Below are 12991 nucleotides of genomic sequence, written 5' to 3'. Positions count from 1 at the left end.
CGATGAAGTTCCTGATCGCGCGGCTCAACCACGAGACCAATACCTTCTCGCCGGTGCCCACGCCGCTGGAAGCCTTCTCGCCCCGCTACGGGCAGGAGGCGCTGCAGGACAACCTCGGCATGCGCACCGCCATGGCGGCCTTCATCAACCTGGCCCGCAGCCTGGGCGCCGAGATGGTGACGCCCGTGTCGGCCATGGCCAACCCCAGCGGCCCGGTGCATGCCGCCGCCTACGACGAACTCACCCGCCGCATCGTGGAGGCCGCGCCCGGCTGCGACGCCATCCTGCTGGACCTGCACGGCGCCATGGTGGCCGAGAACAGCCCCGACGGCGAAGGCGACCTGCTGGAGCGCGTGCGCGCCGCCGCGCCGGGCGTGCCCGTGGCCGTGGCGCTGGACCTGCACGGCAACATCACGCCCAAGATGGTCGCCCACGCCGACGTGATGGTGGGCTTCAAGACCTATCCGCACATCGACATGTACGAAACCGGCGAACACGCCGGCCGCCTGCTGCTGGACATGCTGCAGGGCCGGGCGCGCTATACCGTGCGCTGGCATCCATTGCCCATGATGGGCCACACGCTGCGCAGCACCACGCTGCAGGGCGCGATGCTGCGCGCTGTGGACGCGGCGCGCGCGGCCGAGGCCGAAGGCGTTCCCGCCGCCACGGTGTTCGCGGGCTTCTCGCTCGCCGACATCGAGGCGCCCTGCATGAGCGTGGTCGTCACCGCCGATGCCGACGACCCCGCGCCGGCCCAGGCTGCCGCCGACCGCATCGCCGCCGCCATCTGGGACGAGCGCGCGGAATTCGTCTACGACAGCGAACCGCTGGACGCCTCCCTGCGGCGCGCCCAGGCGCTGGCCGCAGGCGCGGACCGCCCGGTGCTGCTGCTGGACCACAGCGACAACTGCATGTCCGGCGGCACCTGCGACTCCATGGACGTGCTGCAGGCCGCGCTGGCCGAAGGCCTGGAAGACATCGCCGTGGGCCCGCTGTGCGACCCCGAGGCCGTCGCCGAACTGATCGCGGCAGGCGTGGGCGCCCGCACCACCGTGCGCCTGGGCAACAAGGTGCCGCTCACCCAGCTCGGCGTGGCCAAGGAGCCGGTGGCCGTCGAAGGCACCGTGGTGGCCATCAGCGACGGCGAATACACCGTCACCGGCCCCATCTACACCGGCCAGCGCTGCGCCATGGGCCGCACGGTGCTGTTCGACACGGGCAAGGCGCGCATCGTGGTCACCGAGCGCACCCACGAACCGTGGGACCTGGGCGTCTTCTCCTGCGTGGGCATGGACCCCAAGGCCCACCGCTTCGTGCTGCTCAAGTCGCGCATGTACTGCCGGCCGGTGTTCGTGCCGCTCTCGCATGCGCTGGTGGAATGCGACAGCCCCACCGGGGTGACGAGTTCCAACTACGCGCTGTTTCCGTTCAGGAACGTGCGGCGGCCAGTTTTTCCGCTGGATGCGGCTTGAGAAACGGGCCGGGGGTGCGAGACGTCACATAAATCAGCACAGCCTGGGCTTGGTAGCAACGGCGAAGCGAACGCGGCGCGGGAAATTCCTAACGATCTGTTCAGCGCCAGGGGCGTGATGCCCAAGAGTGGCCAAGTGGGCAGTCGATCGGCAGCTGTATGGACGCGAACTGCGAAGAAGCAGGCTTCGGTCGCTATGTAAATCCACGGGTTCAGCGCTTAAGCACACTCATGCGTGCGTTGCGCAGGCCTTCCTTCGGTCTTCAGTCATATTGGGCAAATTGGTACTGCCCGCTTCTAGAATGGACCGCAAGGAGATAGAGGATGACGCCGGAGGCCAATGCCCTTTCTCCCTCCGCTCGCGGTGCCAAGCGCCTGCCGCTGGACAACGCCAACCAGCCCGCCGAGCCATCTCTGAGCGAAGCCGACCGGGCCGACATGGAAGTCTTTTTGAGCCACATGCTGGGCATGTTGCCGGTGCTGGGGGTGCATGCGTTTGAGCAGGCGCCCCAGCACCGGCAGCCAAGGCCAGCCCGCTGCTCACCTGCAAGGGCAAGGGTGTGCAGGCCACGGGCTACGAGGCCAGCCAGGGTTTTGTGGTGCGGGCGGGTTCGCAGGCGGTGGCAGACACTGTGCCCAGCATGGCGCTGCATGTGCGCGGCATGTATGACCTGCGGCTGGAGCTGATTGGCAATGGCGTGCTGGGCCTGCAGGGCGGGCTCTACCAGTTCACGCAGGACTACAGCTTTAGCTCGCCCAGCACGGCCGCCGCCGTGGTGCTGGGCCGCAGTGCCAATGGGCGCATTGAATGGAAGGCGGCGGATGGACGCACGCTGAAAGAACTGCAAGAGGCCGAAGCGGCGGAGTCATCAATTCACTACAACTTTGATAGCTGCTTGCGATTGATAGACGGGCGGTAGAGGCCATTTTTTCCCAAGAACCTACCCTTGTAGCTCTATTCCTGCACTTCACTTCTTCGAAAACCCATTTTGGGTATTAAAATGCCCAAAATGGGTACAAAACCAGCAAGCACCACAGAAACACGCAGCACCAGCTTGGCGGGTGCTCTGTTTTCTGGCACGCAGCGGCGCGTGCTGGGCCTGCTGTTCGGTCAGCCGGATCGCAGCTTCTACGCCACCGAATTGATCAACCTGGCAGGCGTGGGCTCGGGGGCGGTGCAGCGGGAGCTGGCGCGCTTGGCCCAAAGTGGCTTGGTCACGGTCAAACCGGTGGGCAACCAGAGGCACTACCAGGCCAACCCGGATTCACCCATCTACGAAGAGCTGTGCAGCCTGGTGCGCAAGACGGTGGGCATGGCCGAGCCCTTGCGCGCTGCGTTGGCGCCGCTGGCGGCACAAATCAAGGTGGCGTTCGTGTATGGCTCCATCGCCAAGCAGCAAGACACGGCACGCAGCGATATTGACCTGCTGCTGGTAAGCGACACCCTGACCTATGGCGACACCATTCTGGCGCTGCAAGACTTGAGCGCGCAGTTGGGGCGCGAGGTCAATCCCAACATTTTTACGCCACAAGACTTTGCCAAGCGGCTGCGGGAAGGTGGCGCTTTTGTGTCGCGCGTCATGGCACAACCCAAGATCTGGTTGATAGGAGGACCTGATGACCTCACCCTTTGACAACCTGGCCGGGCCAGGCAAGGCCCTGCGTGCAGAGCCACCCGATGCGCCTGAATTTGCAGGCCTGCAGCGCATGGGACTGGCCCGCCTGCAAGACGCCCAAAAGCCAGACCTGGCCCTCGAAAGCCAGTTTGACCTGGCCTACAACGCTGCGCACGCGCTGTGCCTTGCAGCGCTGCGCTGGCATGGCTACCGCTCGGCCAACCGATTCATTGTTTTTCAGCTGCTGCCCCACACGCTGGGCCTGGGCCCCGAGGTGTGGCGCGTGTTGTCCAAGTGCCATGACGCCCGCAACCTGGGCGAGTACGAAGGCATGCTCGAAGTCGATACACGGCTCGTCACCGACCTGATCACGGCCTGCAAACAGGTGGCAGACAAGCTTGGCGCCTTGCCGCCCATCACATCCGCATGAACGCGACCACCCACTCCCTCGTCCAGAAGCTCTGGAACTACTGCAACGTGCTGCGTGACGACGGCATGAGCTATGGCGACTATGTGGAGCAGTTGACCTATCTGCTGTTCCTGAAGATGGCTGACGAGCGCTCGCAGCCACCGTACAACCAGCCCAGCATCGTTACTGCTGAATACGCCTGGCCTCGCTACTAGCCAAGGATGGCGACGAGCTGTTTGACCACTACCGCCATGCGCTGGAAAGGCTGGGACAAGAGAAAGGCACGCTGGGCCGAGCGCGCGGAATTCGTCTAGGACAGCGAGCCGCTAGCCGCGTCCCTGCGGCGCGCCCAGGCCCTGGCCGATGGCGCGGACCGCCCGGTGCTGCTGCTGGACCACAGCGACAACTGCATGTCCGGCGGCACCTGCGACTCCATGAACGAACTGATGGCGGCCGGCATTGGCGCCCACACCACCGTGCGCCTGGGCAACAAGGTGCCGCTCACCCAGCTCGGCGTGGCCAAGGAGCCAGTGGCTTCGTGCTGCTCAAGTCGCGCATGTACTGCCGGCCGGTGTTCGTGCCGCTCTCGCATGCGCTGGTGGAATGCGACAGCCCCACCGGGGTGACGAGTTCCAACTACGCGCTGTTCCCTTTCAGGAACGTGCGGCGGCCGGTGTTTCCGCTGGATACGGCCTGAAAACGCCGACTCAGCAAAGGCCATCTCCAGGTCACGGGTGCTTCACCCTGGTTAAGCAGAATTGCGTACCAGGGTTTCTACGGCAGGCTGACTACAATCTCACACCCTAAAACGCCGTCCCGTCCTGGAGCGCCTGCTCCTGTGGCGAGGTCCGGCAGCCCTCACAGAGCTGGAGACCCCTTGATGTCCGATACCCCCCCGGTCAACGCCACGCCCGACAAACGCGCCCTGCTGCGCCAGGCTGCCCTCGAGTACCACGAGTTTCCGAAGCCGGGGAAGATCGCCATCGCGGCCACCAAACAGATGGTCAACCAGCACGATCTGGCACTGGCGTACTCGCCCGGCGTGGCCGCTCCCTGCGAGGAGATCGTCAAGGACCCGGCCGCCGCCTTCCGCTACACCGCGCGCGGCAACCTGGTGGGCGTGATCTCCAACGGCACGGCCGTGCTCGGCCTGGGCGACATCGGTGCGCTGGCCTCCAAGCCCGTCATGGAGGGCAAGGGCGTCCTCTTCAAGAAGTTCGCCGGCGTCGACGTGTTCGACATCGAGATCAACGAGAAGGACCCGGCCAAGCTGGTCGAGGTCATCGCCGCCCTGGAGCCCACCTTCGGCGCGATCAACCTCGAAGACATCAAGGCGCCCGAGTGCTTCTACGTGGAGCGCGAGCTGCGCAAGCGCCTGAACATTCCCGTCTTCCACGATGACCAGCACGGCACCGCGATCACGGTGGCCGCCGCCATGCTCAACGCCCTGAAGGTGGTGAACAAGGACATCGGCTCCGTGCGCCTGGTGGCCTCCGGCGCCGGTGCCGCCGCCCTCGCCTGCCTGAACCTGCTGCTGAAGGTGGGCCTGAAGCGCGAGAACGTGTTCGTCACCGACCTGGCCGGCGTGGTCTACGAGGGCCGCACCGAGCTGATGGACGAGGACAAGATCCAGTTCGCCCAGAAGACCGACGCCCGCACGCTGTCGGAAGTGATCGACGGCGCCGACGTGTTCCTGGGCCTGTCGGCCGGCGGCGTGCTCAAGCCCGCCATGGTGGCCAAGATGGCCGCGCGCCCGGTCATCTTCGCGCTGGCCAACCCCAACCCGGAAATCACGCCCGAAGACGCCCACGCCGTGCGCGGCGACGTGGTGATGGCCACCGGCCGCACGGACTACCCGAACCAGGTCAACAACGTCCTGTGCTTCCCGTACATCTTCCGCGGCGCGCTCGATTGCGGCGCGACGACGATCACGCTGGAGATGGAGATCGCCGCGGTGCATGCGATCGCCGAGCTGGCCCAGGCCGAGCAGAGCGAAGTGGTGGCCGCCGCCTACGTGGGCGAGCCGCTGGCCTTCGGCCCCGAATACCTGATCCCCAAGCCGTTCGACCCGCGGCTGATGATCAAGATCGCGCCGGCCGTGGCCCAGGCCGCCGCCGACAGCGGCGTGGCCCAGCGCCCGATCGCCGACATGGACGCCTACCGCGACCACCTGCAGACCTTCGTCTATGCCTCCGGCACGATGATGAAGCCGATCGTCAACGCCGCCAAGGCGGCCGCGAAGAAGCGCGTGGCCTACGCCGAGGGCGAGGAAGAGCGCGTGCTGCGCGCCGCGCAGATCGTGGTGGACGAGAAGATCGCCCGCCCCACCCTGATCGGCCGCCCGGCCATCATCGCCCAGCGCGTCGAGAAGTTCGGCCTGCGCCTGAAGGAAGGCGTGGACTACGACGTGGTGAACGTCGAGAACGACCACCGCTACCGCGACTTCTGGCAGACCTACCACCGCATGACCGAGCGCAAGGGCATCACCGTGCCCATCGCCAAGATCGAGATGCGCCGCCGCCTGGCGCTGATCGCCTCGATGCTGCTGCACAAGGGCGAAGTGGACGGCATGATCTGCGGCACCTGGGGCCACACCGCGCACCACCTGAACTACATCGACCAGGTGATCGGCAAGCGCGCCGGCGTGAACACCTACGCCTGCATGAACGGCCTGCTGCTGCCCGACCGCCAGGTGTTCCTGGTGGACACGCACGTCAACTACGACCCGACGGCCGAGCAGCTGGCGGAGATCACCGTGATGGCGGCCGAGGAGATGATGCGCTTCGGCATCAAGCCCAAGGCCGCGCTGCTGTCGCACTCCAACTTCGGCTCCAGCAACCAGCCCAGCGCCGTGAAGATGCGCCAGACGCTGGAGCTGCTGCGCGTGCAGGCCCCCTGGCTGGAAGTGGACGGCGAGATGCACGGCGACGTCGCGCTGGACGCGGCACTGCGCACCCAGGTCATGCCGCACAGCACGCTGGCTGGCAGCGCCAACCTGCTGGTGCTGCCGAACATCGACGCGGCCAACATCTCCTACAACCTGCTGAAGACGGCGGCCGGCGGCGGCATCGCGATCGGTCCGGTGCTGCTGGGTGCCTCGGAGCCGGTGCACATCCTCACGGCCAGCGCCACGGTGCGCCGCATCGTGAACATGACGGCGCTCACCGTCGCGGACGCCAACGCGGCGCGCTGAATGCCTGCAGCCTAGCAAGCACTCACTTACTCTTCTTCGGAAACCTTGCAGCGCCTGCCTGTTTATTGGGCAGGCGCTTGCTTTTTGGGGGCCTTTAAGTCACACTATTGGCTCGAAATTTCGGGTAAACCCGTAGTTTCTGAAAGGTGTAGTTGATGCTCAAGGCCATCGCCATCCGGGCGTACAAGGCAGGTATTGCATGCGCTCTGGGCGCCGCGTTCGTTCTGGCCCCCGCCGCGGGGAACGCCCGGAACGTTCCGTCCCCGGGCGGACCCGACACCATCGCACTGGCCGAGCTCCCCCCGCAAGGACGCGCCACCTTCGGCCTCATCCGTGAAGGCGGCCCATTCCCCCACGACAAGGACGGCACCGTCTTTGGCAACCGGGAACGCCTGTTGCCCGCCCACCAGCGCGGTTACTACCGGGAATACACCGTCAGGACGCCGGGAGCTCGCGACCGTGGTGCGCGGCGGATCGTATGCGGCGGCCCTCCGCGCACGCCGGATGCCTGCTACTACACCAGCGACCACTACGCGAGCTTTCGGAAGATCGTGGAATGACGGGCTCCGGGCCCGTCCGGGCGGGAAGCCGGTGCACTGAACGATCCCGTTCCCGCCGACTCCCTTCCTGAGAAGCCGTGCCCCAGGGCGGCTTGCGACGATATCCCTCATTGGTGACTACATAAAGAAAGAGCAGCGGAGATGGAAAAGCCACTTCGTACCGACCAGGACAATTCCCTGCGCGGTGTACGCCCCAACATCGTGCAGTCGATCCGCGCCTTCCGCGTGCAGGACCTGCAGGCCTCCGCCCAGGCGCTGGGCCAGCACTTCCTGTACGCCAATCTCGCGCATGCCCTGACCAAGCAGGACGTGCTCGAGCTGATCGCCAGCCAGTTCATGTTCCCGGCGCATTTCGGCAAGAATTTCGACGCGCTGTACGACTGCATGACCGATCCGCTGCACAAGTCGGGCCCGCAGCCCGGCTTCATCGTGGTGCTCGAGCAGATCCCCACCACCGTGAAGTTCGACAAGGAAGCGCGCGAGCAGCTGCTGGACATCTTCCGCGAGGCGGCGGACTACTGGGCCGAGCGCAAGATCGCGTTCCGGTGCTTCTATTCTTTTCTGTAGCCCGTTCTGCATCCCACGGCCAGGCAGAACGGGCGAACGAGGCTAACGACAGGAAGAAGGTCGCCGCCGCCGAGCCCATCGCCATCACGCTCGCTCCGGGCTCGGAGAAGATGCCCACCGACAAGCTGGTGGACGTGTCGCCGCTGGCGCTGCGCATGAGCAGCCCGTTCAATTCGGGCTACTGGCTGGCGGCGGCCTAGGATTCGGCACTACCCCCTGAGGCGCCGACGCGCCTTCCCACTTCTCTCTACGCGCTGCGCGCTACGGGAAGGGGGACGCAGCCAGCGCGGCGGGGCGGCCCTTGCGCGGCTGCTGCTGGCCTGGCCGCGCCAGTCTCAAGCGCAGTGACGGCATCTTGCTGCGGGGTGAGATGGAATGGAACAGACCTTCAAACGCACGCTTGCGCCAGGGCCACGTAGTCGGCCACGGGCACTTCCTCGGCGCGGCGCTGGGTGTCGAAGGTGCCGGCGAACTGGCGTGCCTCGAGCCAGCGGCCCAGGGTGTGGCGCAGCAGCTTGCGGCGCTGGCTGAAGGCCACCTGCACGAGTTCTTCCAGCAGCGCGGGCTGCACGGCGGCGGGCTCGGCGCGGGGCACCATGCGCACCACGGCGCTGTCCACGCGCGGGGGCGGGTCGAAGCTCTCGGGCGGCACGAACAGCACGTCCTCCATCGCGTAGCGCCACTGCAGCATGACCGAAAGGCGCCCGTAGGCCGCGGTGGCGGGTGCCGCCACCATGCGGTCGATGACTTCCTTCTGCAGCATGAAGTGCTGGTCCTCGATCGCCTGCACGTGCTCCAGCAGGTGGAAGAGGATGGGCGTGGAGATGTTGTAGGGCAGGTTGCCCACGACGCGCACCTTCGCCACGCCCAGGCGCGCGGCGACCGCGGTGAAGTCCACCTTCAGCACGTCGGATTCGATCACGTCGAGCTGGCCGTGCGCGCGCAGCCGCTGCGCGAGGTCGCGGTCCAGCTCCACCACGGTGAGGCGCCCCAGGCGCTCGACGAGCGGCTGCGTGAGCGCGGCGAGTCCGGGGCCGATCTCCACCATCGGCTCGCCCGGCACGGGCGCGATCGCGCGCACGATGGCATCGATGATGGCCTGGTCGGACAGGAAGTGCTGGCCGAAGCGCTTGCGCGGGATGTGCTTCATTGGGGCGGTTCGCGGTATTCCACGTACGCGCGGGCGCGGGCCTCCTGGGCCCAGTTGGTGAACGCTTCCTCGAGCTTCTTCTCGCGCACGGTGTCGCGCACCGCGTCGCGCTGCTCGCGCTGCGTGAGCTTGGCCTCGCGGCGCTCCAGCAGCTGGATCAAGTGCACGCCGAAGCGCGACACCACGGGCTGGCTGATCTCCTCGGGCTTGAGCGCTTCGACGGCCTGCTCGAACTCGGGCACGTAGCGGCCCGGGCCCGCCCAGCCCAGGTCGCCGCCCTGCTTGGCGCTGCCGTCCTGGGAATGTTCGCGCGCGAGCGTGGCGAAGTCGGCCTGGCCCGACAGGATGCGGCGGCGGTATTCGGCGAGGCGTTCGGCGGCGGCGGATTCGGTCAGTTGCGGGCCGGTGCGCAGCAGGATGTGGCGCACGTGGGTCTGCAGGGCCGAGGAAGGAATGCCCACGCGCGAGCGCTCGATCACCCGCAGCACGTGGAAGCCCGCGGGCGAGCGCACCGGGCCGGCGATGCCGCCCACCGCCACCTGCTGCGTGGCGCGCAGGAAGAGGTCCGGGTAGCGGTCGGCCACGCGCAGGCCCAGTTCGCCGCCGGCGGACGCTTCGGAGGCGTCGGAGAACTCACGCGCCACCTTGGCGAAGTCCTCGCCGGCCCGCACGCGGTCGGCCGCCTGCTGCGCGCGCTGGCGGCGCTGCTCGACCACCTCGGGCGTGGCGTTCTCCGGCACGGTGACCAGGATGTGGCCCAGGTTCAGTTCATACTTGGACGGGTCGGTGACGCCGGACTGCTGCTGCTCGCGCATGTACTGGTCGACCTCGATGTCACTCACGCGCACGCGCGATTCGACGTCGCGCTCGCGCAGCCGCTGGATCAGCAGCTGGTTGCGCAGCTCGACGCGGAAGCGCTCGGGGCTGATGCCGTCCGCCGCCAGCCGGCGGTGCATCTCCTCGATGGTCACGCTGTTCTGGCGCGCCACCGACTGCTCGGCCTGCGAGACCGCGTAGTCATCGACCTTGATGCCGTATTCCTCCGCCATCTGCACCTGGATCTTCTCGTTGATGAGCCGCTCCAGCACCTCGCGCGCCAGCACCTGCCGCGGGGGCCGCTCGCCGCCCTGGGTCGCCAGCTGGTGCTCCACGCGCGCGAGGCGGCCCTGCACCTCGTTGTTGGTGATCGGCTCGGTGTTCACCACGGCGACGATGAAGTCGGCCTGCCGCGCGGCGGACGCACCGCCCGCCGAGGGCCCCGGGTCGGGCAGCGTGATCCGCGGCGCGGTGCGCAGCGAGGGCCCGGAGGCCGGGGCCGACAGCCCGCCGCCGCCCGGCGAGCGCAGCCCCTGCGCGCCGGCGCCGGCCGGCGCGAAGGAAACGATGGCGGAGGCAATGCCCGCCAGGCCCAGGAGGAGTGCTCGATGGTTCATGGGAAATCGTCGGAATCGGGTCGGTTGGAGCGGCGGATCGGTCGGCGCGTTCCGTTGCATTGCGTCAGTCGTAGTTCGTGAACCGGCTGGGCGGCGTCACCTGCTCGCGCAGGTACTGGTAGCGCGGGATGTTCTGCTTGAGGGTCTGGATCGGGTCGGAGCCCAGCGACAGCCGCGAGAAGCCCACGAATTCGATCTGGAACAGCAGCCGCGTCGTCGCCGTGGTCACGCTGCTCTGCAGGCGTTCAAGCACCACGCGGCCGATCCAGCAGCAGCTGTCGTATTCGAAGCCGACCACGGTGTCCACGAGCTTGCGGTCCTGCAGGCTGTAGTTGAGGCGGCCCACCGAATACCAGCGCCCGCCGCCCTGGCCGCGGCCCGGGCCGAGGTCGCGGCCCTTGTCGCCCCAGAGGTCGTTGATGGGCCACTGCCAGCCCACGTCGATCTGCTCGCTGGTGCCGCGCTGCAGGCGGTACGCGGCGCTCACGGTGCGGTAGTCGCCCGGGTTGTAGCGCGCGCCGATCGTGGTGCGGATCGAGCGCTCCGTCTTGGGGTTGTACTGCACGGTGGAGTCGAAGCCCCACTGGCGCGTCCAGTTGATGCCGGCGCCCAGCAGCACGTCGGAGAGGCGCTCGCTCACGGGCGATTCGCCCGGCATCACCACCTTCTGGTCGCTGAACCGCACGCGCTGGGCGATGCCGAAGCGCGCCGCCTCGCCGCCGGTGTCGGGGTCGAGCAGGCGCGTGGTCACGCCCAGGGTGAGCAGGTTGTTGTCGGCGATGCGGTCGTTGCCGCTGTAGCCGTTCTCGGTGTAGATGGTGGCGAAGTTGAAGTCGTTCGCCGCCGTGTCGTACACCGGGATCATGCTCTGATCGCGGTAGGGCGTGTAGGTGTAGAAGGCGCGCGGCTCCAGGGTCTGCACGAAATTGCGGCCGAAGTACCGCGCGTCGCGCTCGAACACGAGGCCGCTGTCCAGGCTGAAGGTGGGCAGCACGCGCGAGGCGGTGTTGCGGCCGGTGGCGACCAGGCTGCTGTCGAAGTCGTACTGCGTGGCGTGGAACTGCACGCGCGGCGTCAGGAAGCCGGCCGGCGCCAGGAACGGCCGGCTGAACTGCGCCATGGCGTAGGTGCGGCGGGCATTGGGCTGGCCCGTCAGCGCACGGTCGGCATGGAAGTTGGTGTAGTCCGCCTCCACGCTGCCGTCGAAGCCGCCGGGCAGCTGCGAGGGCGTGTAGCCCCAGTGGATCTGCGGCATGCGGTCGTAGGGCGGCACGATGGGCGCGTTCACGTCCTGCAGGGTCTGCCAGCGCAGGGTGCGCAGGCTCAGCGACATGTCGTTGCGCCCCCAGGTCAGCGAGGCGTCCGCCGGCAGCAAGCGCTGCGTGAGCTGGTTGACGCCGCCGTTGGTGCGGGTGGAGAAGTCGCGCCAGTAGTTGTCGTCGCTCACGCGGTTCACGTCGACGTTCAGGCCGATGGCTCCGATGCCGGTGTCGATGGTGCCCCGGTGCTTGAGGCCCAGGCCCCAGCGGTCGCGGTCGCGCAGCCGGTCGGACGGCATGTACTCGCCGCGCACCTCGCCGCTGTAGGTGGGCTCCAGGTAGCGGAACTCGCCGCCCAGGCTCACGCCGCGCTTGGCCATCACCGTGGGGGTGATGGTGGCGTCGCGGTTGGGCGCGATGTTCCAGTAGTAGGGCTGCGAATAGACGGCGCCGCTCACGCTGTCGATGCCCATGGTGGGCGGCAGCAGGCCGGACTTGCGCTTGTCCGACAGCGGGAACGTGAAGCTGCCGGGCACCGGCAGCACGGGCACGCCCAGGAATTCGAGCACGCCGCCCTCGGCCGTGCCCACTTCCTCGGCGGTGTCGAGCCGGATCGTCTTGGCGCGCACGATCCACGCCGGGCGCCAGGTGGATTCGTCGTTCCTCTGGCAGGTGGTGTAGGTGGCGTCGCGGACGACGGCGCGGTCGCGGTCGATGAAGTCCACGCGGCTCGCGTCGCCATAGGCGCCGTTCGCGAGGAAGCGGTAGCTGGCGTCGTCGAAGAAGCCCGAGAACGCATCCACCCGCAGCTCCAGCTGCGAGCCCTCGTAGACGTTGCCCGCGCGGTTGATGCGCACGTTGCCGCGCGCCTTGGCGAGGTCTTCGGGCACCTCGTAGTCGAGCCGGTCGGCGTGGATGATGGTGTCGCCGCGCCGCAGCTCGGCATTGCCTTCCACGGTGGCGTTGATGTCGGGCTGGCCAGACACGCGGTCGCCGCGCACGAAGATCGGCAACTGCGGGCGCACCGCCTCGGGTATGCGGTCCTGCAGCAGCGGGCTGGCGCGCAGGGCGGGCCCCGCGTCGACGGCGGTGGCCGCGGCGGATGCGGGAGTGCCGGGGGCCGGGGCGGGATCGGACTCGGCCTGCGCGAAGGCCGCCAGCGGCAGTCCGCAGACCATCCAGGCGGCCAGGCGCGCGAGCAGCCGGCGCTCGAACCGGGGCGGCTCGGCGGGGCGGCTGCGGCGGGCACGCGGGAGGGAATGCGTCGGTCGGAGAGGATCGGGCAAGGAAGGAAGGTCCATGGATTCAACCGGGTCGGCGGCGCAGCCAGGCG

General features: G+C 67.8%; 12 protein-coding genes and 1 pseudogene. 10 read left to right on the top strand and 3 right to left on the bottom strand.

Translation table 11 applies throughout. The features are described from left to right. The first annotated feature begins 2 nt into the window (after positions 1-2). The 10 genes and pseudogenes from Q9R47_RS02960 (at position 3) to Q9R47_RS02915 (ending at position 8016) form a co-directional block, all read left to right on the top strand. A complete protein-coding gene (locus Q9R47_RS02960; RefSeq protein ID WP_311231902.1) occupies positions 3-1472 on the top strand; it encodes a M81 family metallopeptidase in 1470 nt (489 codons plus the stop codon). A gap of 559 nt (positions 1473-2031) precedes the next feature. Beyond that, positions 2032-2391: a DUF4357 domain-containing protein gene (locus Q9R47_RS02955; RefSeq protein WP_311231709.1), complete on the top strand. Its 360-nt coding sequence runs from the start codon at positions 2032-2034 to the stop codon at positions 2389-2391. Positions 2392-2481: 90 nt separating this feature from the next. Next, positions 2482-3105 (top strand): transcriptional regulator, encoded by a 624-nt coding sequence (locus Q9R47_RS02950; protein WP_311231708.1) that lies wholly within the window; start codon positions 2482-2484, stop codon positions 3103-3105. After that, complete coding sequence (locus Q9R47_RS02945) at positions 3089-3517, top strand: hypothetical protein (RefSeq protein WP_311231707.1); 429 nt, start codon at positions 3089-3091, stop codon at positions 3515-3517. The genes Q9R47_RS02950 and Q9R47_RS02945 overlap by 17 nt, the downstream gene beginning before the upstream one ends. After that, positions 3514-3711 carry a type I restriction-modification system subunit M N-terminal domain-containing protein gene (locus tag Q9R47_RS02940; protein ID WP_311231706.1) on the top strand — a complete coding sequence of 66 codons (198 nt, stop codon included), beginning with the start codon at positions 3514-3516 and terminating at the stop codon, positions 3709-3711. The genes Q9R47_RS02945 and Q9R47_RS02940 overlap by 4 nt, the downstream gene beginning before the upstream one ends. A 72-nt stretch (positions 3712-3783) precedes the next feature. After that, a pseudogene (locus Q9R47_RS02935) lies at positions 3784-4193 on the top strand (MlrC C-terminal domain-containing protein); the annotation flags it as partial. Between the two features lie 183 nt (positions 4194-4376). Next, positions 4377-6689 carry an NADP-dependent malic enzyme gene (locus Q9R47_RS02930; RefSeq protein ID WP_311231705.1) on the top strand — a complete coding sequence of 771 codons (2313 nt, stop codon included), beginning with the start codon at positions 4377-4379 and terminating at the stop codon, positions 6687-6689. A 155-nt stretch (positions 6690-6844) separates the two neighbouring features. After that, a complete protein-coding gene (locus tag Q9R47_RS02925; RefSeq protein WP_311231704.1) occupies positions 6845-7249 on the top strand; it encodes a ribonuclease in 405 nt (134 codons plus the stop codon). 141 nt (positions 7250-7390) lie between these two features. Continuing rightward, the gene (locus Q9R47_RS02920; protein ID WP_311231703.1) at positions 7391-7816 is read left to right on the top strand and encodes a barstar family protein; all 426 of its coding nucleotides are present in this window, start codon (positions 7391-7393) and stop codon (positions 7814-7816) included. After that, positions 7795-8016 (top strand): hypothetical protein, encoded by a 222-nt coding sequence (locus tag Q9R47_RS02915; protein WP_311231702.1) that lies wholly within the window; start codon positions 7795-7797, stop codon positions 8014-8016. The genes Q9R47_RS02920 and Q9R47_RS02915 overlap by 22 nt, the downstream gene beginning before the upstream one ends. 188 nt (positions 8017-8204) lie before the next feature. Here Q9R47_RS02915 and rsmA read toward each other — a convergent pair whose 3' ends face one another. The 3 genes from rsmA to Q9R47_RS02900 form a co-directional block, all read right to left on the bottom strand. Next, positions 8205-8966, bottom strand: coding sequence for a 16S rRNA (adenine(1518)-N(6)/adenine(1519)-N(6))-dimethyltransferase RsmA (rsmA, locus tag Q9R47_RS02910; RefSeq protein ID WP_311231701.1), 762 nt, complete (start codon positions 8964-8966; stop codon positions 8205-8207). Beyond that, positions 8963-10399, bottom strand: a complete 1437-nt coding sequence (locus tag Q9R47_RS02905; protein ID WP_311231700.1) for a peptidylprolyl isomerase — start codon at positions 10397-10399, stop codon at positions 8963-8965. The genes rsmA and Q9R47_RS02905 overlap by 4 nt, the downstream gene beginning before the upstream one ends. Positions 10400-10463: 64 nt before the next feature. Next, positions 10464-12959, bottom strand: coding sequence for an LPS-assembly protein LptD (locus Q9R47_RS02900; RefSeq protein WP_311231699.1), 2496 nt, complete (start codon positions 12957-12959; stop codon positions 10464-10466). Between the last annotated feature and the right edge of the window lie 32 nt (positions 12960-12991).

The organism is Acidovorax sp. PRC11, assembly GCF_031844105.1.
Taxonomy (GTDB): Bacteria; Pseudomonadota; Gammaproteobacteria; order Burkholderiales; family Burkholderiaceae_C; genus Paracidovorax.
Note: the sequence above shows the minus strand (reverse complement) of the source record. Positions and strands in the feature narration are given on the sequence as shown.